Origin of the sequence: Streptomyces sp. NPDC046716, from assembly GCF_040645755.1 — a bacterium.
Classification (GTDB): domain Bacteria; phylum Actinomycetota; class Actinomycetes; order Streptomycetales; family Streptomycetaceae; genus Streptomyces.
The window spans coordinates 109,786-132,418 of the sequence record NZ_JBEYYU010000008.1; the positions used below are offsets into that span (position 1 = coordinate 109,786).

Sequence of the window (22,633 nt, forward strand, 5' to 3'; positions counted from 1 at the left end):
TCTTCGCGCCGCCCACCTGACGGGCCGCGCGCCCCAGGCCTCGGGACCTCGCGTCCCGGGGCCTACGGGCACGTCCGGGCGACGGTCTCGCGCGCCCGGGCTTCAGCGACGTAAGGGAAGACCCCCGTGCAGTTCCGCCAACAGGCCCTGTCCAAACTGCAGTCACCCGAGAGCCTCGACCTCCCGGTGCGGCTCGCCCGGCCGCAAGGCCTGCTCGCGCTCGCCGTCACGGTCGTCGTGATGGCGGCCGCGTCCGTGTGGGCGGTGACCGGATCGGTGTCGTCGACGCTCAGGGCGAGCGGCATCCTCACTTACGGGCAGGGCAGTTACGTGCTTCAGACCCCGGTGACGGGACAGGTCACCGGCGTGTACGTGAAGGAGGGGCAGCGGGTCGCCGCGGACACCGTCCTCTTCAAAATCCGTACGGAGCAGGGGAACCGGGCCGTGCGGGCCATCGACGCCGGGCGCGTCACCGCACTCGTCGCACGGATCGGCTCCGTGGTCCGCACCGGCGCCGACGTGGCGACCGTCGAGAAGACGGATTCCGCCCGCGATCCGCTGGTGGCCATGGTCTACGTGCCCGCCACCGGAGCGGCGAACATCCCGGCCGGGGCCTCCGTCGATCTGACCGTGCCCGCCGCGCAGAGCTACGGGGTGCTGCGCGGCACCGTGAAGGCCGTCGGCCGGGCCCCGCAGACGCGTCGGCAGGTCGCCGACTTCCTCGGCGACAGTGAGCTGGCCGGGCAGTTCACGAAGGGCGGCACCCGCGTGCCGGTCCTCGTCCAGCTGACCAAGTCGGCCTCCACGAAGTCGGGTTACGCCTGGTCGACCGAGGACGGGCCGCCCTATCCACTCACCTCCATGACCCTGACCTCCGGCGCCGTGCACCTCGCGGCCCAGCGCCCGATCGACTGGCTACTGCCGTGACGACGACCTCCCTTCCGCCCGCGGGCCACGGCCGCCGCCGGGCCAGGCCCGCTCCCCCGCCGCGCAAGCGGCGCCGCACGGTACGCACCCCGACGGTGCTCCAGATGGAGGCCGTCGAGTGCGGCGCCGCCGCCCTGGCGATGGTGCTCGCGCACCACGGCCGGCACGTCCCGCTGGAGGAGCTGCGCATCGCGTGCGGCGTCTCGCGCGACGGCTCGCGGGCCAGCAACCTCCTCAAGGCGGCGCGCAGTTACGGGATGACCGCCAGGGGCATGCAGATGGAGCCCGCCGCGCTCGCCGAGGTGCAGGGGCCGGCCATCCTGTTCTGGGAGTTCAACCACTACGTCGTGTACGAGGGCCTCACCCGGCGGTTCGGCCGTCGGGGTGTGTCCATCAACGATCCCGACAAGGGCCGCAGGTTCGTGCCGCTGGAGGACTTCGACTCCAGCTTCACCGGTGTCGTGCTGGTCCTGGAGCCGGGCGACGGATTCACGGCCGGCGGGCGGCGGCCCGGTGTGCTGAAGGCGCTGCCCGGGCGGCTGCGCGGCACGACGGGCACGATGCTCGCCGCGCTGCTCGCGAGCCTGCTGCTGGTGGCGGTGGGCGCGGCGGTGCCCGCACTGAGCAAGACCTATATCGATCTCTTCCTGATAGGTGATCAGACCTCTTTGCTGGGGGCGCTGTTCGCGTCGATGGGCGCGATGGTGGCGCTGACGGCGGCGCTGACCTGGTTGCAGCAGGCGAATCTGCTGCGCGGCCGGATCATCTCGTCCACGCTGAGCAGCGCCCGGTTCTTCGGGCATCTGCTGCGGCTGCCCGTCACGTTCTTCTCCCAGCGCAGTCCGGCCGACCTGGTGCAGCGGCTCCAGTCGAACGACGCGGTCGCCGAGACGCTGGCCCGCGATCTGACGGCGGCCGGGGTCGACGGCATCGTGGTGCTGCTGTACGCGGCGCTGCTCTGGTCGTACGACCCGCAGCTGACGATGGTCGGCGTCGGCATCGCGCTGCTGAACGTGGTGGCGATGCGGATCGTGGTCCGGCTGCGCGCGACGGGCACGCAGAAACTGCGGGCGGACTCGGCGCGGCTCACCAACACCTCCTACACCGGCCTGCAGCTGATCGAGACGATGAAGGCCACCGGCGGCGAGGACGGCTACTTCCGCAAGTGGGCCGGGCAGCACGCCACGACGCTGGAGGAGCAGCAGAAGCTCGGGGTGCCGAGCGCCTGGCTGGGGATCGTCGCGCCGACGCTCGCGACGCTCAACAGCGCACTGATCCTGTGGATCGGCGGGCTGCGGGCGATCGAGGGGCATCTGTCGGTGGGCCTGCTGGTCGCCTTCCAGGCGCTGGTCACCCGGTTCACCGCGCCGATCACCCGGCTGAACGGGGTCGCGGGCCGCATCCAGGACTTCGCCGCGGACGTGGCCCGGCTCAAGGACGTGGAGAACTTTCCCGTCGACACCCTGTACGCGCGGCCCGAGCAGGCGCAGAGCACGCGGCGGCTGCGCGGGCAGGTGGAGCTGGACGGCATCACGTTCGGCTACAGCCCGCTCGACAAGCCGCTGCTCTCCGGTTTCTCCCTCACGGTCGGACCCGGGCAGCAGGTCGCGCTGGTCGGCGGGTCCGGCAGCGGCAAGTCGACGGTGTCCCGGCTGATCTCGGGCCTGTACGCGCCGTGGGAGGGCGTCATCCGGATCGACGACCGGCGCCTGGACGACATTCCGCGCGGCGCGCTCGCCGCGTCCGTCTCCTTCGTCGACCAGGACGTCTTCCTCTTCGAGGGGACCGTGCGCGACAACGTGGCGCTGTGGGACCCGTCGATCACCGACGAGGCCGTCATGGAGGCGCTGCGCGACGCGTGCCTGTACGACGTGGTGGCACGGCGGACCGGCGGGATCCACGGCCGGGTCGAGCAGGACGGCCGCAACTTCTCCGGCGGGCAGCGCCAGCGTCTGGAGATCGCGCGGGCGCTGGTGCGCCGCCCGAGCATCCTCGTGCTCGACGAGGTGACCAGCGCCCTGGACGCCGAGACCGAGCGGCACGTGATGGACAACATCCGGCGGCGCGGCTGCGCCTGCGTCGTCATCGCCCACCGGCTGTCCACCGTCCGCGACAGCGACGAGATCGTGGTCCTCGACCAGGGGCAGATCGTCGAGCGCGGCCGCCACGAGCATCTGGTGGCGGCGGGCGGGCCGTACGCCGAGCTGGTCAGGGAGCACTGAAGTGACCTACACGGAACCGGAGTTCACCTCGGCGGACCAGGTCGTCGCCGCGTTCGGCGGGCTCGGCGCGCCGGTCGACTGCACCGGGCTGCGCAGCCTGCCGCTGGAGGGGCCGCAGGTGCTGTGGCTCGTCGCGGGCGGGGCGCTCGACCTGTTCGCGGTGGACGTCCACGCGCAGGGTCACTGGCACTTCCTGGGCCGGCTGGAGCCGGGCACGCTGCTCCTCGGCCCGGTCGAGGGCACCCAGCACACGCTGGTCGGACGCCCGCTGGCGGGCTGCTCGGTCCGCCGCGTGCCGCTGCGCGAGCTCCCCTACAGCGCTGACGCCTCCCAGGGCTCGTACGACATGGCGTGGAGCCTGCTGGAGGAGGCGTTCGCGCTCGGGGTGGGCCGCGGGCAGCGGGTGCTGTTCGAGGCACCGCTCGACGGGCGCGACGGCCGGGCCGCCGAGGACGCCGTCACCGACGACGACGTGCTGTGGCCGCAGCTCTCCCCCGGCAGCGTGCAGTACGGCTCCGCGTACGCGGCCGACGCCGCCGCCGATCTGCTGGTGGACGGCGGCCTGTGGCAGCGCATGGTGAACCAGCAGTACCGCCTCCTGTCGACGCTCGACCGCTGGATCGAGCGGATGGAGAGCGCGCACGAGGACCGGGCGGCCGCCGGGATCCGCGCGGGCGAGGCCGTCCGCGAGCAGGCCGACCGCACCCTGCTCGCCTCCATCGGGACGCAGCGGCGCCGGGCCCGGGGCACGGAGGCCGGGGTCGACGCGACGTACGCGGCCTGCAAGGTGGTGGCCCGGGCGGCGGGCATCACGCTCGTCGAGCCGGGGCGCGGCGGCGCGGTCAGCGATCGGGTCGACCCGATCGAGCAGATCGCGCTGGCGTCCCGGATCCGGACCCGTCCGGTGCGGCTCACCGGCGACTGGTGGCGGCAGGACTCGGGGCCCCTGGTCGGCTTCCGGGCCGCGTCCGGGGCGCCGGTCGCGCTGCTGTGGCGGCGCGGCGGGTACGAGGCGGTGCACCCGGCGGGCGAGCGCCGCACCCGGATCGACGAGGACAACGCCGAGGACTTCGACGAGCGGGCCGTGCTGCTCTACCGCCCGCTGCCCGAGGGCGAGTTGAGTCCGTGGCGGCTGGCCCGGTTCAGTCTGCGGGCCATGGGCGGCGACGTGCGCAGGCTGCTCCTCGCGGGCCTGGTGACGGTCGGCCTCGGCGCGCTCGTGCCGATCGCGACGGGCCAGGTCCTCGGTACCTATGTGCCGAACGCGCAGACCGACCTCGTCACCCAGGTGTCCCTGGCGGTCGTCGTCGCCGGGGTGGTGTCGGCGGCGTTCACCCTGGTGCAGAACCTCACGGTGCTGCGGGTCGAGGGCCGGGTGGAGAGCGTCCTCCAGCCGGCCGTCTGGGACCGCCTGCTGAGACTGCCGACCCGGTTCTTCGCGGCCCGGTCCACGGGTGAGCTGGCGAGCGCGGCGATGGGCATCAGCGCGATCCGGCGACTCCTGTCGGGGGTCGGCCCGGTGGTGGTGCAGGCGACGACGATCGGCGTGATGAACCTCGTCCTGCTCCTCGTCTACAGCGTGCCGCTCGCGCTGGCCGCGCTCGGCATGCTGGCCGTGGTCGCCGCGCTCTTCCTCACCCTCGGGCTGTGGGAACTGCGCTGGCAGCGCCGTCTGGTGAAGCTCGGCAACCGGCTCAACAACCAGGCCTTCCAGACCCTGCGCGGGCTGCCGAAGCTGCGGGTCGCGGGCGCGGAGAGCTTCGCGTACGCGGCGTGGGCCGACCAGTTCGCCCGCAGCCGGGAGCTGCAGCGGCGCGCGGGCCGTATCAAGAACGTGACGACGGTCCTCAACTCCGTCTATCTGCCGCTGTGTTCGCTGCTGATGTTCATGCTGCTCGCGGGTCCCGCGCGCGGCTCGCTGTCGGCGGCGGCGTTCCTCACGTTCAACACCTCGGTGGCGATGCTGCTGACGTCGGTGACCCAGCTGACCGGCGCGCTCCTGTCCGCGGCGGCCGTGCTGCCGATGTACGAGCAGATCAAGCCGGTGCTCGACGCGGAGCCCGAGGTGCGCGAGGCGGCGGGCCGGCCGGGCGAGCTGACCGGGGCCCTGGAGGCGCGCGGCCTGTCCTTCCGGTACACCGACGACGGCCCGCTGGTCCTCGACGACGTGTCGCTGGCCGTGCGGCCGGGCGAGTTCGTGGCGGTGGTCGGCGAGAGCGGCTGCGGCAAATCGACGCTGCTGCGGCTGCTGATCGGCTTCGACGCGCCCACGCACGGCAGCGTCCTCTACGACGGCCAGGACCTGACCGCGCTCGACCAGTCGGCGGTGCGGCGCCAGTGCGGGGTGGTGCTGCAGAACGCGCAGCCGCTGACCGGCTCGATCCTCGACTGCATCTGCGGCGCCGAGGCGTTCACGCAGGAGGAGGCGTGGGAGGCGGCGGAGATGGCGGGGCTCGCCGAGGACATCCGGCGGATGCCGATGGGGCTGCACACGCTGATCGCGGGCACTGGCGCGATCTCCGGCGGGCAGCGCCAGCGCCTGATGATCGCGCAGGCGCTGATCCGGCGCCCGCGCCTCCTCTTCTTCGACGAGGCGACGAGCGCGCTGGACAACGAGACGCAGCGCACGGTGATCGACAGCACCCGCAAGCTGAACGCGACCCGGATCGTCATCGCCCACCGGCTGTCGACCGTGCTCGACGCGGACCGGGTGGTGGTGATGTCCGAGGGCCGTGTCGTGCAGCAGGGCGCTCCGCAGGAGCTGTTGCGGGACGCGGGCGGCCGGCTGCACGAGCTGGTGCGGCGACAGATGGCGTGAACCGGACCGCGGCCGCCGTCAGAGCCGGTCCCCGAACTCGCTCAACACCCCCGGCGGGGCGAGGGCGTTGACGTAGTGGCCGGGCCCGTGGTCCTCGAAGGAGTACTTGAAGGGCAGGGACCGGGTCAGGGCGAGCCGGGCGGCGAGGAACGCGAGCGGCGCCACCACCGCGAGCCCGGCGAGGCTGTCCATCTGCGGGTAGTGCGGTGCCGGGGCGCGGCGTTCCGTCCAGCCGTGTCCCGTCGCCCGCTCCGGTACGGAGGCGATGCGCCGCAGCCGGCGCACCGGATCGGCGCCGGTGAGCAGGTCGCCGGGGAGCGCGACGGCCTCGGTCGCGGCGTCGGCGGTGGCCGCGAACACCGCGTCCAGGCCGTGCCGGGCCCGGCGGAAGTGGAACTCCCGGCCGAAGGGGGCGTAGGGGCCGACGGGGCGGGGCGGAAGCGCGGGCACCACGTCACGGTCGTAGATGTAGCGCAGCAGCCGGTCGCGCAGCGGGTGGTTGCCGTGTCCGTCGGTGGCGCGCTCGCAGGCCTCGGCGAGTTCCGGGCCGCCGAGCATCGGCTGGCCGAAGGTGTAGACGGCCCGCAGACAGCGGGCGACGGGGGCGTAGCGCGGTTCGTGCAGGAGGGTGACGGCCATCAGCGCGGCCATCGCGGCGCCCAGACTGTGTCCGGTGATGTAGAGCGCTTCGAGTCCGCCGCCCCGGGTGCCGGGTTCCTCCGGGTCGATGGACTCGCCCCGCACGGCCCGCTCGAGGGAGCCGAGGACGGCGTAGCGGGTGGCCCGCATGTTGCGGTAGAACCCGGCGTGCACCGGGTACGGTCCCCGGTCGTCGCCGAGGTCGACGCGGAGCGTGTCGGGGCGTACGTCGGCGTCGGTGAGGATGCTGATGATGTCCTCGGGCTGGGTGCCCCGGTAGCAGAGGATGGCGGTCCTGCGGTCCTCGTCCTGCAGGAGGTACGCCGCCGACGCGATGTAGAGGGCGTCGACGCGCTGCTCGAAGGTGCGGCAGCGGTTCTTCTCCAGGCCGAGCCGGGTCGCCATCATCGCGACCGTCCCGGGGTCGCTCTCCTGGTCGAAGCCCGCGTAGGAGTAGGCGGAGAGGGTCGCCATCACGTGCGGCAGGACGCCGTCCGGATCGGGGTGGCCCTTGTCCTCGGTCAGCCGGTACGGCAGGTCGGGGTAGACGGGGAAGCCGCCGTCCGCCGCCACGTGGACCGGATCCTTCAGGGGGCGCAGCTCCGCGAAGCCGGGGCCGTGCTCGGTCGTGACCCGCATGGGAACCTCCCGGGGCGGGCTGCCGAGCACACCACCGCCGTCCCGCGCCGTCAAGATGTCGCCGACCGGCCATCGGCGGGCCGGTCGGATGGGACGGATGGGGGCCGGGCGGCACACGGTGGGCCGCGCCGGTCCGGACCGGCCGGGCATCCGCTCCTGACGAGCCCGAATCCGCTCACGTAGACGCGCGTTCGTCCCGTCGGCCGTCTCCGTCACATGGCGGGAACGGACGCTGCGGGGCGCGAGACGGCGCCGCTAGCGTCGCTGACCCCTCCCCGTGCGCGTACAGGCACCCACGCGCAGGACGTCCGCACCTTACGACAGGGACGGCAACCGATGGCCGAGACCGAACGGTACGCACAGTACGAGCGGTACGAGGGCGGCAGCCCCGAGGCCGAGCGCCTCGTCTTCCAGCGGCTGGCCCGCGAGATCATGCGCGTCCAGGTGGCGAACCGCGGGGCGAGCGGCGCCCAGGGCTACGAGCGCGCCTTCCACGCGAAGGCGGCGCTCGGCGTGGAGAACGCCCGCCTGCGGTTCAACGACGATCTGCCCGCCGCGCTCAGCGCCGGCTTCGCCCGCCCCGGCGCCGACTATCCGGCGACGGTGCGGCTCTCCAACGCCAGTGGCATGCACGGCCCGGACGGCGCTCCGGATCTGCACGGTGTCGCCGTGCGCCTCCAGGTGACCGGCGAGGAGAGCCACGACCTGCTCGCGACGAGCTTCCCCGTGTCGCACGCCCGCGACGCCCGTGAGTTCGTGGCGTTCGCCAAGGCGATGGCCGGGGCACGCACCCCGCTGCAGAAGGCGTTCGGGCTGTTCGTGAAGCTGCCGCTCGCCGTGGGGCTCAGGACGGCGGCCCGGATGCGGCGCAATGTGCAGGCCGCGACCCGGCACACCGTCAACAGCCTGGCGCGCGAGACGTATTGGAGCCGTGGCGCCATCCTGTGGGGCGAGGCGGGACCGGTCCGCTATCTGCTGCGCCCCTCCGTCGGCGGCGCCGCGGACCCGCGCCCCGACCGCACGGACCCGGACTTCCTGCACAAGGAGCTCGCGCGGCGCCTCGCCCGCGACGACGTCTCCTTCGACCTGTGCGTGCAGCGGTACGTCGACGACCGCAGGACCCCGGTCGAGGACGGGTCGGTGGAGTGGAAGGAGGCCGTGTCGCCGCCGGTCGCGGTGGCCCGGCTGACGATCCCGCGGCAGGACATCACGACGGCCGAGGCCCGGTCGGCGGCCCGGCGGACCGAGGAGCTGGCCTTCAACCCCTGGTTCACCACCGAGGAGTTCCGGCCGCTCGGCAATCTGAACCGGGCCCGCAAGGTCGCGTACGAGGCGAGCGCGGCCCAACGCGGCGGCACCCGCTTCACGACCGAGGAACCGCTGCGCAACCAGGTCCTCGACGTCCCCTTCGCGCTCGCCTTCCGGTTCCTGAACCGGGTCGTTCCGTGGCACAAACTCCCGCTGGACGCGGGCCTGTTGAACCTGGTGTTCCTGCGCAAGACGCTGCGGCGGTTCAACCTCATCGACACCGATGTGCAGGAGGCCCCGCCGAAGGCGACACAGGTGCCGGTGCCGGTCGACGAGCGACTGCGGACGGCACGCTCGTACGACGGCACCCACAACGATCTCTCGGCTCCGTCGATGGGCGCGGTCGGCGCGGCGTTCGGCCGCAACCTGAAGCCCGTGTACCGGCCCGATCTCTTCGACACCCCGAACCCGGTGACGGTCAGCCGCCAGCTGCTCGCCCGGGAGAGCTTCGTCCCGGCGACCGGCCTCAACATCCTGGCCGCGGCCTGGATCCAGTTCCAGGTGCACGACTGGGTGAACCACCGGCGGTACAAGGAGGGCGGCAGGACCGTCGAGGTTCCGCTGCCGCCGGGCGGCGGCACCTGGGTCAACCAGCCGAACGGGCCGGAAGAGAACGTGATGCGGTTCGCCGAGAACGAGGGCATCGAGCTGCCCGGCGACCAGCCGCCGATCCTCTTCGGGAACACCGCCTCGCACTGGTGGGACGGCTCCGAGGTGTACGGCGGCGACGAGCGGACGGCCCGCTCGATGCGTGAACCCGACGGTGGCGCGCGGCTGTTGCTCGAGGGCGGGCACATCCCGATCGACCGCACCGGCATCCCGCTCACCGGGTTCAAGGACAACTGGTGGATGGGGCTCAGCGCGATGCACACGCTGTTCGCGCGCGAGCACAACACGGTCTGCGACGCGCTGCGCGCCGAGTATCCGTCGCTGAGCGAGGAGCGGATCTACCACACGGCGCGGCTCGTCGTGTCCGCGCTCATCGCGAAGATCCACACGGTGGAGTGGACGCCGGCGATCCTCGCGACGAAGACGATCGACGTCGGGCTGCACACCAACTGGCAGGGCCCACCGCGCAACTGGCTCAACCAGCTCGGCCTGTGGCTGCTCGAATCGCACGCACTGACCGGCATCCCGAAGACGATGCCGGACCACCACGGGGCGCCGTACTCGCTCACCGAGGACTTCGTCACGGTCTACCGGATGCATCCGCTGATCCCGGACGACTACGAGCTGCGCGAGTTCCACTTCGGGCAGCGTCTGGAGACGCTCGGCTTCCACGACATCCAGGGGGCCGCGGCCGAGAGCCAGATCCGCAAGACGGGCCTGGCGAACACGCTGTACTCGTTCGGCATCGCCCATCCGGGCGCGATCACGCTCCACAACTACCCGGACGCCCTGCGGCACTTCCAGCGCGAGGGGGAGATCATCGACCTGTCGGTGGTCGACCTGGTGCGCTCCCGGCGCCGCGGTGTGCCGCGCTACAACGACTTCCGGGCGGGGCTGCACAAGGAGCGCGTGCGCCGCTTCGAGGATCTGACGCGGGACCCGGAGACGCTGGCCCGCCTCAAGGACGTGTACCGCGACGTCGACGAGATCGACACGGTCGTCGGCCTGTTCGCGGAGAACCCGCCGACCGGCTTCGGCTTCTCCGACACCGCCTTCCGGATCTTCATCCTGATGGCGACGCGGCGGCTGCAGAGCGACCGCTTCCTCACCGTGGACTACCGCCCGGAGATCTACACGCCGCTGGGCATCGACTGGGTGGAGAAGGGCGGCATGAAGTCGGTCGTGCTGCGCCACTGCCCGGAGCTGGCGGGGCTGCTGCCGCGCGAGGCGAGCGCGTTCGCGCCGTGGCGGCCGGTACCGCCGGTCGAGAACGGAGCCGCGCAGGAGAGCGGCTGACGGTCCGTCGGCGGGCCGTCGGGGTCTCGACGACCTGCCGGCCCGCCCCTTCTTGGAGACGGTCTGGCGGCCACGGGGCGACGATGCCGGACCGCCCGTTCGAGGGACACCGACGCCCACCGAGCCCACGACACGCTGTGGGACGGTGGGCCCGGCCGATGAGTCGAGGGCGCTTTCGGAGTCACTCTTGTCGTCCGTACTTTTCCGGGAAGGGTGACTGACGATGACCGACTCCAGTGGGCTGGCCCGCGTACTCGCACCGCATGTCGACGAGGGCCCGGTGCCGGGAGCCGTGGGCCTGGTGGCCCGGGGTGACGAGGTCGAGGTGGCGGTCGTCGGCCACGCCGACGCCGAGGGCACGGCCCCGCTCGCGCGGGACTCGATCTTCCGGATCGCCTCGATCACCAAGCCGATCGTGGCGGCCGCCGTCATGACCCTGATCGAGGACGGGCGGCTCGCGCTGGACTCGCCGGTCGCCCACTGGCTGCCGGAGCTGGCCTCGCCGAACGTGGTCCGCGACCCCGCGGGCCCGGTGGAGGACGTCGTCCCCGCGGCCCGCCCGGTGACCGTCGAGGACCTGCTGACGTTCCGCGCGGGCTGGGGCTTCACGTCGGACTTCTCGCTGCCCGTGATGGAGCTCCTGTTCCCCCTCATGGACCCCCACCACCCGCAGCGGGTGGCCGAGCCGGACACCTGGCTCGCGGCGCTCGCCCGGGTGCCGCTGCTGCACCAGCCGGGCGAGGCCTGGCTCTACAACACGTGCTCCGACATCCAGGGCGTTCTCATCGCGCGGGTCACCGGCACCTCCCTGCCCGACTACCTGGCCGAACGGATCTTCACGCCGCTCGGCATGAAGGACACCGGCTTCGAGGTGCCGGCCGCCGCGCGCGGCCGCTTCACCCACAGTTACGTCCCCACGTCCGACGGCGGCCGCGAACCGGTCGACGCGCCGGACGGCCAGTGGAGCGGCCTGCCCGCGTTCCCCTCCGGCGCGGGCGGGCTCGTCTCCACGGCCGACGACTGGTGGGCCTTCGCCCGGATGCTGCTCGCGGGCGGCGGTCCGGTGCTCTCCGCCGAGTCGGTGCGGCTGATGACGACGGACCATCTGACGGCCGAACAGCGCAGGGCGAGCGAGCTGTTCACGGAGGGCCAGGGCTGGGGCTTCGGCGGCTCGGTGGACGTGGAGCCGCGCGAGAAGTGGCAGGTGCCGGGGCGCTACGGCTGGGTGGGCGGCACCGGCACCGCCGCGTATCTCACTCCGTCGACGGGGGCGGTGACGATCCTGATGACCCAGCTGGCGATGAGCGGGCCGACGCCGCCGCAGATCATGCGGGACTTCTGGTCGTACGCGGCGTAGGGCTGCGCCGCTGGGCAGTTCGTCACGCGCGGCCCGGTGGGGCTTCTCGCGCGGTTCCCCGCGCCCCTGAAACGAGCTCCGCTCGTCCAGGGGCGCGGGGAACTGCGCGACCGGCCACGACGAGAGCCGCGGACGGTCAGTCCACCCGCTCCGACTCGTGCCAGCCCGCGTGCAGGGCCCGGTACTCCTCCTCCGTGGCCTTCGGCACATAGGTACCGGGCCCGTACATCGCCTTGGCGAGGCGGGCCCGGACCCGCTGGCGCACCGTGAACCTGCGCGCCACCCCGTTGTCGTCGACGCGCGGCCCCAACTCGTAGGCGGCGGGCTGCTCATGGGCGTTCAGCGTGTACAGCTCGGCGCGGGTCAGCGGCTCGTGGACCTCGATGTACTCGCCGTGCGGCAGCCGCTTGATGATGCCGGACTCGCGGCCGTGCAGCGCCTTCTCGCGGTCGCGGTGCTGCAGCCCGTTGCAGATCCGCCGGGTGACGACGAAGGCGAGGACGGGCGCCACGAAGAAGCCGATCCGGACCGCCCAGGTGATGGCGTTGATGGACAGCCGCAGATGGGTCGCCACGATGTCGTTGCCGCCGCCGATCAGCAGCACGGCGTACAGCACCAGCCAGGCCACGCCGAGGCCGGTCCGCACCGGATGGTTGCGCGGACGCTGGCTGACGTGGTGCTCGCGCCGGTCGCCGGTGACCCAGGCCTCCAGGAACGGGTACACGGCGATCAGCATCATGATCAGCGGGAAGAGCGAGAACGGGATGAACACGCCGAGGGCGACGGTGTGGCCCCAGGCGTTGATCTCCCATCCCGGCATCACCCGGATCAGCCCCTCGGAGAAGCCCAGGTACCAGTCGGGCTGGGCGCCGGTGGTGACGAGGTCCGTGCGGTACGGCCCGAAGGCCCACACCGGGTTGATCGTCGCGACCGCGCCCATCAGCGCGAGGACGCCGAAGACCAGGAAGAAGAAGCCGCCCGCCTTCGCCATGTAGATCGGCATGAGGGGTGCTCCGACGACGTTCTTCTCGCTGCGTCCGGGGCCCGCGAACTGGGTGTGCTTGTGGTAGAAGACCAGGATCAGATGGGCCGCGACCAGGGCCAGCATGATGCCGGGCAGCAGCAGGATGTGGACGGGGTAGAGCCGGGCGATGAAGTCGTCGCCCGGGAAGTCCCCGCCGAACAGGAAGGACGCCAGGTACGTGCCCACGATCGGCACCGACAGGATCGCGCCGTGCGCAAACTTCAGGCCCGTTCCGGAGAGCAGGTCGTCGGGCAGCGAGTAGCCGGTCAGTCCGGTGACGATGCCGAGCATCAACAGGGTCCAGCCGAACAGCCAGTTGACCTCGCGCGGCTTGCGGAACGCGCCGGTGAAGAACACGCGCATCATGTGCGCGAGCATCCCGGCGACGAAGACGAGCGCGGCCCAGTGGTGGATCTGCCGGATCAGCAGGCCGCCGCGCACTTCCATGCTGATGTGCAGGGTCGAGTCGTACGCCTTGGAGACGAGGATGCCCCTGAGTGGTTCGTAGCTGCCGTTGTAGACGACTTCGGCGGCGGTGGGTTTGAAGAAGAACGTCAGGTACGTGCCGGTGAGTATGAGGATGATGAAGCTGTACAGGCATATCTCACCGAACATGTACGACCAGTGGTCGGGAAAGACCTTCCGCATCTGGGACTTGGCCAGCTGGTAGATGCCGAGCCGGCCGTCCGCCCAGTCCGCGAGGCGTTCACCACTCTTCGGCGGTGACTCACGTCGCGCGCTGCTCTCGCTCATGCGACCCCCCTCAAGACCGTTGAGGCACAGCCAGAGTAGAGCCGGGCGCGGGCCCTTCGACAGTGGTCAGCGCGGGGTGGCGTTGTGCAGCCGGATACCGCTGAAACCCAGGGTGCTGGTGGTGACCGCGTCCCAGTATGTCCAGAGATTGTTGACGAACCTGAGCTGGATGTCGGCTTCTTGATGGAGCGTCAGCAGATCACCGACCGGTTCGGCCGGGCCGAGGGGCCGCACGGCCTCCCGGGCGACCCAGGCGTGCGGCTCGGGCCCGCCGAAGGGCCGGAAGCGGTCGGCGGGCAGCCGGTAGGCGTAGAGGCGCACGGTGCGCATCCGCTCGGCCCAGCCGTACTCGACCGTGTGCACCCGCTCCTCGGGGGCGGCTCCGAACACGGCACGCCGGTCGGCCTCCGTGGTGGTCCCGGTGACCCAGGCCAGGGCGCGGGGGCACTGCCTCGGGAACCAGTAGGCGGGCGCCTGGGCGGCGTCGACCGCCCAGACGTAGGGCTCGGCCTGCCGTGCGGTGGCGGCGACGTGCGGGCGGAACCCGGTGATCGCCGGGTCCTCGGAGAAGTGCAGCACCTCACCCGGCCCCGGCCTCACGCCTTCTCCCCCATCCGCTCCATGGCGGCCTCCACGGTCTGGGTGTGCGCCCAGGCGGCCTTGGTCGCCGCTTCGGGGTCGCGGCGGGCGATCGCGTCGGCGAGGTCCTCGTGGGCGCAGGCGCCGGGGAGCTCCGGTGCCCAGCTCGGGCGCAGCGACGCGATGCTGTCGCGCACGGCCTCGGCCAGGGATTCGTAGAGCTCGGTCATCAGCGGGTTGCCGCCGGCGGCGACGATGGCGCGGTGGAACTCCAGGTCGCCGTCGACGTAGGCGGCCGCGTCGCCGCTCTCCTGCGCGCGGCGCCGGGCGAGGAAGGCGGACAGGATGCGGGCCAGGTCGTCCTCGCCGCGGTGGACGGCGGCGGCCGGTGCCGCCTCCCGCTCGATGGCCAGACGCACCTGGAGCACATGCTTCAACTCGGCCCGGCGCAGGCGCCGCTGGAGAGCGGCGTTGAGGTCGCTGGCCGCGCGGACGTACGTCCCGTCGCCGCGCCGGGCCTCGAGCAGCCCGGTGTGGCACAGCGCGCGCACCGCCTCGCGCACGGTGTTGCGCCCCACGCCGAGCGCCTCGACGAGCTGCCCCTCGGCCGGGATGCGGTCCCCCACGGCCCACTCGCCGCTCTCGATGGCACGCTCGATGCGCCCGATGGTCCGCTGGACCAGGGTCGGCTGTGCTGCTTCGGACAAGGTGGCGGCCTCTCTCGCTCTTTCCCGTGAACGCAGGTTCTCACCTCACGCACCTCCGTCAAATATCCCATATCTGGATCGAGCCTCTTGATGACTCTGCCCCACATTGCGTCTTTTGCCGTTACTTGAGGATGAAACATGGGATGTTACGTTGGTGCGCATGCCGCAGACTGCCGATCAATCAAGCGCCACCGCATCCGCGACCCCGGCCCCCGAGAGTCCCGCACCGCCCGTCGCCGGGCTGCTCGCCGCGGGCATCCTGCTGATCGCCATGAATCTGCGGCCCGGCGTCGTCTCGGTCTCCCCCGAGCTGGACGCGATACGCGACTCCACGGGCCTGAGCGGATCCATGGCGGGCCTGCTGACCACGCTGCCGATCCTGTGCTTCGGGATCCTCGCCCCGTTCGCCGCGAAGCTGTCCCGCCGGATCGGCATGACGCGGGCGCTCGGCGCGATGATGATGCTCCTCACGGCGGGCATCGCGCTGCGCCTCGCGCCCGGGCTGCCCGCCCTGTTCGCCGGCACGGCCCTGATCGGCGCGGCGATCTCGCTCTCCAACGTCCTGGTGCCGAGCATCATCAAGCGCCACTTCCACCGGCACACCGGCCTGATGATGGGCCTCTACTCGGTGGCCCTGTTCTGCGGCGCCGCCCTCGCCGCCGGGGTCACGGTGCCGCTGGGCGACGCGCTCGGGCTCGGCTGGCGCGGCGCGATCGGCGTCTGGGCCGTCCTGTCCGCCCTCGCCCTGCTGCTGTGGGTGCCGCAACTGCGCCGCCCCGACGTCCCGCCCGCGACGCCGACGACGGCGTCCACCGCCCGTACGCCCCTGCGGCGGTCGCCGCTGGCCTGGCAGGTCACCCTCGCCATGGGGCTGCAGTCGCTCCAGTACTACGCGTGCGCCGCCTGGATCCCCGCAATGCTCACCAGCGAGGGCATGTCCAGCACGGAAGCGGGCTGGATGCTGTCCCTGATGAGTCTCGTCGGCATCGCCGGGTCGCTGGTCTTCACCGCCCTCGTGGGCCGGCTGCGCAACCAGGTCCCGTTCTCCGTCGTCGGCACGCTCCTCTTCCTCGGCTCCCTCATCGGCCTGATCGTGGCGCCGGTCGGCGGCGCGTACGCCTGGATGCTGATGCAGGGCTTCGGCTCCGGCCTGCTGATCAGCACGGCGCTCGCGGTGATCGTGCTGCGCTCCCCCGACGCCGCGCGCGCCGCGGAGATGTCCGGAATGGCGCAGGGCGTCGGCTATCTGCTCGCCGCCGCCGGACCGTTCCTGCTGGGCGCCCTGCACGACGCGACGGGCGGCTGGACGGTACCGCTGACGCTGCTCGCGGTGCTGTGCGTGCCGATGGGCATCGCCGGTGTGGGCGCGGGCCGGGTCCGTCACCTCGACGCCTGACCGCCGCGGGTCGCGCGCCCGCGCCCGCGAGGGGGGGGCTTTGCCACTGCGATCGCCGGGCGGGGGATAGGATTTGCGGCCAGTGTTCCGCAGGGGCCGTGCACGAGCAAGGTGTGGCCGGTGAGGCTCGATTTCGGGGGTGCGCCGATGGAGTTCGACGTGAGGTCCGGTCCATGGGGCATGGGCCCGGTGGCGCGGTGACGCCCGTGGAGGGGTCCGCCTCCGGCGCCGCCCCGGCGCCCGCGGCCGCCAAGGCCCCGCTCCCGGTCCGCCATCCGGACGCCTCGCGCCCGAACCCGGGCCGCCGTCGGCCCGCCTCGGCCGCACGCCCGAAGCCCGTCGAGGCTCCCGCGCCCCCGACACCGGCACCGGCACCGCCGTCCGCTCCCGCTTCGGAGAGCGACGACGCGGAACCCAGCCCCTTCGACCCGGCGCCGGCGCCCGAGCCGCCCAGCCCTTTCGACGCCCGGCCGGAGCCCGCGCAGCCTGATGCCGCGTCAGCACCCGTACCGGCAGCGTCGGACACGGCGACGATCACGTTCTCCGCGCCGCTCGTCGAGCCACCGCCGGACACCGAACCGACGCCGGAACCGGCGCAGGGTTCCGCGCCCGTGAGCACAGGCACGTCGGCAACTCCCGCCCCGACGGACGCCGTCCCCACGCCCGTGCCTCCCGCTCCCCCCGCGCGGCCCCCGGCATCACCCGGCTCCCTCCCGCAGAGCGCGGCGCCCGTGGTCCGCCCGCGCACGGCCGCCCCTGCGATCCCGTTCCCGGCGCCCGAATCCGTGCCCACCGTCGATCCGCGCCTGACGCAGGCCGTCGGGCGGCCCGTGCACGGCGACTCCGTGGCGCGGCGGACCGGGCAGTCGATCCGGCGGCTCGCCACGCCCAAGGCGCAGCCGGGCGGCGCGGAGGCGCGGCTGGCACGGGAGTTGCAGGTGCCGGTGTCGTCGGGGCGGATCGTCGCCGTGACCTCGATCCGCGGCGGTGTCGGCAAGACGACGACGGCCGCGCTGGTCGCCAGGACGCTGCAGCGCGTACGCCAGGACCCCGTGCTCGCGCTGGAGGCGGACGCCGCGCTCGGCACGCTGGCCGTGCGGCTCGGCGCGCCCACGGTGCGCTGGTCCATCACGGAGCTGGCGCAGATCCTGACGCCGGAGATGCATCTGCTCGACATCACCGGGTATCTGGTGCCGCTGCCGGACGGCGGCTGGCTGCTGCCCGCGAGTCAGGGCCGGGTCGGGCCGCCGCTGGACATCCCCACGTACCGCACCGTCACGCTGGGCCTGCGCCGCCACTTCGCGGTGACCGTCGCCGACTGCGAGACGCTGCCCGGCGAGGTCGCGCGGACGGCGATGGACACCGCGCACGCCCGTGTCGTCGTCGCGCCGATGACCGTCGAGGGCGTCGGCGGCACCCGGGTGGTGCTCGACTGGCTGTCCGGACTGCCGCACTCGGCGCTGTCCTCCACGGTCGTGGCGCTCACCTCGGGCACCCCCGACCAGAACCTCGATCTCGGCACCGCCATGGGCCATCTGCGGGAGACCGGCGTCGGGGTGGTCCATCTGCCCTACGACCGGCATCTCGCGGCCGGCGGTCCGATCCGCGAGGAACTGCTCTCCACGACGACCCAGCGGGCGGCCGCGCAGCTCGCCGCCGAGGCGCTCCACCGGGCGGTCCGCGCCCGGTGACCGCCACCGCGCCGCTGCCCCCGGCGAGCCCGTGAGACCCGTCGCCTAGGGTGGTGGCGCAGGGATCAAGGGTGAGCGAAGGGACGGGCGGGGTGCCACTGAGCACGGAGGATCCGCGGGCGATCGGCGACTACACGCTGCTCGACCGGATCGGCTCGGGCGGCATGGGCATCGTCTACGCGGCCACCTCCCCGACGGGCCGCAGGGTCGCGCTCAAGGTGGTGCACCAGCAGTTCGCCGACGACGAGGAGTTCCGCGGCCGCTTCCGGCAGGAGGTCGCCGCCGCCCGCCGGGTCAGCGGGGCGTTCACGGCGGCCGTGGTCGACGCGGACCCCGACGCCGTACGCCCCTGGATGGCGACCGCGTTCATCGACGGGCCCACGCTCGCCGACCGGGTGCGTACGCACGGGGCGCTGTACGGGCGGGAGCTGCGGGATCTCGCGATCGGTCTGGTGGAGGCGCTGCGGGACATCCATCGCGCCGGGCTCGTCCACCGCGATCTGAAGCCGGCCAACATCGTGCTGTCGCAGGACGGGCCGCGCGTCATCGACTTCGGCATCTCGCGCGCCGCCGACAACCAGGCCCTGACCATGACGGGCCGGGTGCTCGGCACGCCGCCGTTCATGTCGCCGGAGCAGTTGCAGAGCCCGCGCGAGGCGGGCCCGGCCTCCGATGTCTTCTCGCTGGCGGCGGTCCTGGTGTTCGCGGCGACGGGACGCGGCCCGTTCGACGCCGACAGCCCTTATCTGACCGCCTATCACGTCGTGCACGAGCAGCCGGACCTGACGGGCGTCCCGGACGCGCTGCGGGCCGCCGTCGAACCGTGCCTGGTCAAGGAGGAGAGCGACCGCGCCGCCCTCGGCACCCTCCTGGCCGGACTGCGCGGGCTGCCCGCCACCGGGTCCGCACCCGCCCCGGCCGACCCCGGCCACCGGCCCGCGGCGACCGCCACCACCAGACCGTCCCCGACCGCCCAGGCCACGACGACGGCCGGTACGGCGCCGCCCGCCCGCCGCTCCCGCACCCTGCTCCGGCTGCTCGGCGGCGCGCTCGGGCTCGCCGTGGTGGTGGGCGGCGGCGCCGTGCTGCTGCACGCTCCGCAGGCCGCGTCGGGCGGCTCCGACGCCAAGCCGTCCCCGAGCGCGCCGGTCGCGCTGCCCGCCGGCTGGCACGCCTGGCAGACGGTGCTCGGCACCACCAGGGGCGGCGCGTACGCGGACGCCCAGGGCTGTGCGGTGCACGGGCAGGAGCTGTACTGCGTCGACGGCGGGCACGCCGTCGCCCGGGTCGACGCCGCCGACGGGTCGGTGGCCTGGCGGACGGGCATCCCGCAGGACGTGATCCGGCCGCTCGGCGTCACCGACCGCACCGTGGTCACCCTGGAGAAGACCCCGGCCGGCGGCTTCGTCGTCGTGGGCCGTGCCCTGGCCGACGGCGACATCGTCTGGCAGCAGGGCATGGCGAACCCCCGGCGGTTCGCGGCGATGAGCGACGGCACCGTCTTCACCGTCGCGCCCGGCGACCGGCGGATCGTGGCGCTGCGGGCCACGGACGGCAAGGAGCTGTGGCGGACCGAGCGGCCGACGGGCGGCGACTGCGACCTGTCCGCGTACGAGGGCACGCTCTTCGGCACGTGCGAGGACGGCGAAGGACCGCACCGGGTTCTCCGGTTCGGGCGGGACGACGGCGCGGTGCGGCAACTCGCCACCACCGCGGCCGGGTTCGAGCCGATCGGACGGGCCGACGGCGACATCGTCGCGCTGGGTACGGACAAGGCGGCCGGGGCCGGTGCGGAGGACCCCGGCTCGTACACGAAGCTGGTCCGCGTCGACGCGACGACGGGGGCGGCGACCACGACGCCGATCACCGGCATCGACCCGAGCGCGCGGGCCACGCCCCATCTGGTGGGCGGCATCGTCTACTTCATGCTCGGCACCGGCAAGATCGACGCCGTGGACGCGCTCACGGGCCGCCACCTGTGGTCCCGCCCGGGCGGCACGGAGAGCCTGGGGATCGCCACGGCGCCGGTGCTCAACGACCGGCGTGACGAGGCGTACTTCCTCTCCGGCACGGACCGGGTGACCGCCGTCCAGCCGAGCACCGGTCTCATCAAGTGGCGCGGGCCCGACCGCCCGGCGCCCGCTCAGGCCGGGGGCATGCGCTCGGCGCCGTCCCTCACGCTGGTGGACGACGCCCTGATCGTCGCGGCACACGGCCGGCTGCTGTCGGTGTCCCCGACTGACCCGTCGGCGAAGCCGCACACCAATCCTCTGTAGGGCACGCCGACGCGGCCGTCACCGGGATGCGATCGCCCCCGGAGCTTGCCGCTGGCTCAACACCCCCGCGCCATGGGCTGGATGGTCACCTTCGCCCGCTGGTCGGCGACGCGCACGTCGCTGTACTCGGACCGCGGCACCCGGAACCAGACGTCGTCCTGGCCGGTCGTGACCTGTGCGCCGGACACGTCGTCGAGCCGCACGCACCAGCGCTCGCGGCGCACGACGCGGGTGTACTTCTCGGTGCCGCGGCGCACCTTGTGGCAGTCCCGGTCGGTCTCGGTGGTGTACCAGGTCTTGGTGCGGCCGTTGCTGCGCCTGGTGTGCTTGACCCGGTGGGTGTCGGTGTCGCACTTCTTGACGTAGTGCGGCCGGGTGGAGGTCGAGGTCTTCCGGGTGATGTGGCGTTCGGTGTCGCGGACGCCGGTGACCTTGGTGCTCTTCGCCTTGCGGGGCGCGTCCCCGTCGACCGTGACGCTGCCCGTCGTGGCCTTGCCGGAGGACGGGGCCGCCTTGCCGGTGTCACCGCCTCCGCAGGCCGTGAGGGTGACGACGAGCGCCAGGGTGAGTCCGGCCAGTGCGGGGCGCCGCTTCACGGACACAGCTCCTCTTTCTGTACATGTCAGGTCCGCGGAAGCGTATCCGATCATGGGCGGCGACCCCGCACCCGGTCCGTCAGGCGTACGTCTCGAACTCGGCGACCCTCGGGGTCCCGGTGGCGCCGGTGATCTCGAAGGTGAGCTTCTTCAGGGAGGTGGCCGAGAAGGAGACGGTGCCCGCGCCGCTACCGGTCTTCAGGACCGCTCCGGTGTCGGCGTTCAGCAGCCGCCAGGACCCGATGGCCCCGGTCGCGCCGTCCGCCTCGCGGATGCGGACGGAGGACACGGTGGTGGCCGAGCCCCACTTGACGGAGACCGCGCCGGTCGTGCCGGCCGGCGACCAGTAGGTGCTCAGGTCCCCGTCCCGTACGTTGCCGTAGCTGGTGCCGGATGCCTTGCTGGTGCCGTCGGCGCCCGCACCGAGGCTGAGGTTGGTGCCGGCGGGGTCGGTCGGCTCCGGGGTGGTCGGGCTCGCCGTCGGGGTGGTGGTCGGGTCGGGGCTCTGCGGCGAGCAGCTGCCGTCCGACACCTTGAGACCGGTGCCCGCGCCCGCCGTCCGCTTCACCACGTCCGGCACGCAGCTCGCGGCGTCGAGGGTGTAGGCGTACGGGATGGAGACCGTGGTGTTGGAGACCGGGTCGGGCCCGGCCGGGTTGGTGTCGTCACCGGGTTCGGACCAGGTGACGTTGTCGAAGATGTTGCCGCTGACCTGCCAGTATCCGGCGAGGTCGGTGTAGAAGGTGCCGAGGACGTCCTTGGAGTCCTCGAAGTAGTTGTTGTCGACCTTGGCCTTGGCGCCGACGCGGGAGTTGATGCCCGACTCGTTCAGGCTCAGGTAGTAGTTGTTGTACATGTGGGCCGTGCCGCCGCGCAGCAGGGGTGCGCGCGAGTCGATGTTCTCGTACAGGTTGTGGTGGAAGGTGACGAAGCTGCTGTCGACGTCGCTGTCGCTGGAGTTGATCAGGCCGCCGCGGCCCGAGTTGCGCAGCGTGCTGTACGACAGGGTGACGTAGCGGGTGTTGGCCTTCAGGTCGAAGAGCCCGTCGTAGCCGTCCGACTCGCCGCCCGAGGCGAGGAGGTTCACGTGGTCGACCCAGACGTTGTGGACGTCGCTCTCCATGCCGATGGCGTCGCCGCCGTTGGAGGTGGGGCTGCCGGACTTCTTGACGTTCCGGACGGTCACGTTCTGGATGATGATGTTGCTGGACTCCCGTACGTGGATGCCCAGTTGGTCGAAGACGGCGCCACTGCCGACGCCGACGAGGGTGACGTTGCTGATCTGCTTGAGCTCGATCACCCCGGCGGCGGTGTTGCAGCTGTCGCCGGACACCTTGGCGGTGTTGGCGTGGTTGATGGTGCCCTCGACCTCGATGGTGATCGGGGTGTCGCTCGCGGCCCGGCCGCACAGGGCCTGGTGGATCTGGGTGCCGGTGGTGGCCTTGACCGTCGTCCCGCCGGCGCCGCCGGTGGTGCCGCCGTTCTGGGTGGCGTAGCCGGAGGCGCTGCCGGCCACGGCCGCCGATGCCGAGGGCATCGACAGGATCGCGCCGGTGGCGGCGGCCACGCCCAGGGCGGCCGTCGCCGCGTAGATCTTCCGTGCGACTCGTCGTCTCATGCTGGTGTCCCTGTTCCTACTCGGATTCCGGATGGTGCTCCTGGGTGCCGGGGGCGGCACCGCGGGTGTGGAGCAGCTGTGCCGGATCCGGAAGCGGCCGGGCGCTTCCACGGGACGGATCGTCACAGAAACAAAAGCGCGGGGAAAGCGCTTTCTGGCGGCGAGAATAGGGGCCCCG

At 72.6% G+C, this 22,633-nt stretch carries 14 protein-coding genes; 8 read left to right on the forward strand and 6 right to left on the reverse strand.

Translation table 11 applies throughout. From position 1 onward, the window contains the following. The first annotated feature begins 126 nt into the window (after window positions 1-126). Genes ABZ930_RS08790 through ABZ930_RS08800 form a run of 3 tightly spaced genes read left to right on the forward strand, consistent with a single transcriptional unit; the run spans window position 127 to window position 5,967 of the window. Entirely contained in the window at window positions 127-927 is an 801-nt protein-coding gene (locus ABZ930_RS08790) for an HlyD family efflux transporter periplasmic adaptor subunit (protein ID WP_361543733.1), read from the forward strand. Continuing rightward, on the forward strand, window positions 924-3,149 hold the full coding sequence (locus ABZ930_RS08795; RefSeq protein WP_361543736.1) for an NHLP family bacteriocin export ABC transporter peptidase/permease/ATPase subunit: 2,226 nt from the start codon (window positions 924-926) through the stop codon (window positions 3,147-3,149). The genes ABZ930_RS08790 and ABZ930_RS08795 overlap by 4 nt, the downstream gene beginning before the upstream one ends. Before the next feature lies 1 nt (window position 3,150). After that, on the forward strand, window positions 3,151-5,967 hold the full coding sequence (locus ABZ930_RS08800; RefSeq protein WP_361543739.1) for an NHLP bacteriocin export ABC transporter permease/ATPase subunit: 2,817 nt from the start codon (window positions 3,151-3,153) through the stop codon (window positions 5,965-5,967). Between the two features lie 18 nt (window positions 5,968-5,985). Here ABZ930_RS08800 and ABZ930_RS08805 read toward each other — a convergent pair whose 3' ends face one another. Next, window positions 5,986-7,245 carry a hypothetical protein gene (locus ABZ930_RS08805; protein WP_361543742.1) on the reverse strand — a complete coding sequence of 420 codons (1,260 nt, stop codon included), beginning with the start codon at window positions 7,243-7,245 and terminating at the stop codon, window positions 5,986-5,988. A 336-nt stretch (window positions 7,246-7,581) separates the two neighbouring features. On the opposite strand from ABZ930_RS08805, the gene ABZ930_RS08810 reads away from it, so the two are divergent. Together ABZ930_RS08810 and ABZ930_RS08815 are read left to right on the forward strand one after the other, a co-directional pair. After that, the gene (locus ABZ930_RS08810; RefSeq protein WP_361543745.1) at window positions 7,582-10,458 is read left to right on the forward strand and encodes a peroxidase family protein; all 2,877 of its coding nucleotides are present in this window, start codon (window positions 7,582-7,584) and stop codon (window positions 10,456-10,458) included. Between the two features lie 223 nt (window positions 10,459-10,681). Then, window positions 10,682-11,815: a serine hydrolase domain-containing protein gene (locus tag ABZ930_RS08815; protein WP_361543748.1), complete on the forward strand. Its 1,134-nt coding sequence runs from the start codon at window positions 10,682-10,684 to the stop codon at window positions 11,813-11,815. Window positions 11,816-11,951: 136 nt separating this feature from the next. Here ABZ930_RS08815 and ABZ930_RS08820 read toward each other — a convergent pair whose 3' ends face one another. The 3 genes from ABZ930_RS08820 to ABZ930_RS08830 form a co-directional block, all read right to left on the reverse strand. Then, entirely contained in the window at window positions 11,952-13,592 is a 1,641-nt protein-coding gene (locus tag ABZ930_RS08820) for a cytochrome bc complex cytochrome b subunit (RefSeq protein ID WP_361543751.1), read from the reverse strand. A 66-nt stretch (window positions 13,593-13,658) separates the two neighbouring features. After that, window positions 13,659-14,192, reverse strand: coding sequence for a DUF6886 family protein (locus ABZ930_RS08825; protein ID WP_361543754.1), 534 nt, complete (start codon window positions 14,190-14,192; stop codon window positions 13,659-13,661). Continuing rightward, window positions 14,189-14,878, reverse strand: coding sequence for a FadR/GntR family transcriptional regulator (locus ABZ930_RS08830; protein WP_361543757.1), 690 nt, complete (start codon window positions 14,876-14,878; stop codon window positions 14,189-14,191). Before ABZ930_RS08830 ends, ABZ930_RS08825 begins: the two co-directional genes overlap by 4 nt. A 160-nt stretch (window positions 14,879-15,038) precedes the next feature. On the opposite strand from ABZ930_RS08830, the gene ABZ930_RS08835 reads away from it, so the two are divergent. The 3 genes from ABZ930_RS08835 to ABZ930_RS08845 all read left to right on the forward strand — a co-directional run bounded on the left by ABZ930_RS08835 (window position 15,039) and on the right by ABZ930_RS08845 (window position 20,241). Beyond that, on the forward strand, window positions 15,039-16,274 hold the full coding sequence (locus ABZ930_RS08835) for an MFS transporter (RefSeq protein ID WP_361543760.1): 1,236 nt from the start codon (window positions 15,039-15,041) through the stop codon (window positions 16,272-16,274). Window positions 16,275-16,447: 173 nt separating this feature from the next. Then, entirely contained in the window at window positions 16,448-17,965 is a 1,518-nt protein-coding gene (locus tag ABZ930_RS08840; protein ID WP_361543763.1) for a hypothetical protein, read from the forward strand. A 71-nt stretch (window positions 17,966-18,036) separates the two neighbouring features. Continuing rightward, a complete protein-coding gene (locus ABZ930_RS08845) occupies window positions 18,037-20,241 on the forward strand; it encodes a PQQ-binding-like beta-propeller repeat protein (RefSeq protein WP_361543766.1) in 2,205 nt (734 codons plus the stop codon). A 56-nt stretch (window positions 20,242-20,297) separates the two neighbouring features. Here the strand turns inward: ABZ930_RS08845 and ABZ930_RS08850 are convergent, their stop codons facing one another. Together ABZ930_RS08850 and ABZ930_RS08855 are read right to left on the reverse strand one after the other, a co-directional pair. Beyond that, the gene (locus tag ABZ930_RS08850; protein WP_361543769.1) at window positions 20,298-20,837 is read right to left on the reverse strand and encodes a hypothetical protein; all 540 of its coding nucleotides are present in this window, start codon (window positions 20,835-20,837) and stop codon (window positions 20,298-20,300) included. A 79-nt stretch (window positions 20,838-20,916) separates the two neighbouring features. Next, a complete protein-coding gene (locus ABZ930_RS08855; RefSeq protein ID WP_361543772.1) occupies window positions 20,917-22,455 on the reverse strand; it encodes a pectate lyase in 1,539 nt (512 codons plus the stop codon). Window positions 22,456-22,633: the final 178 nt, after the last annotated feature.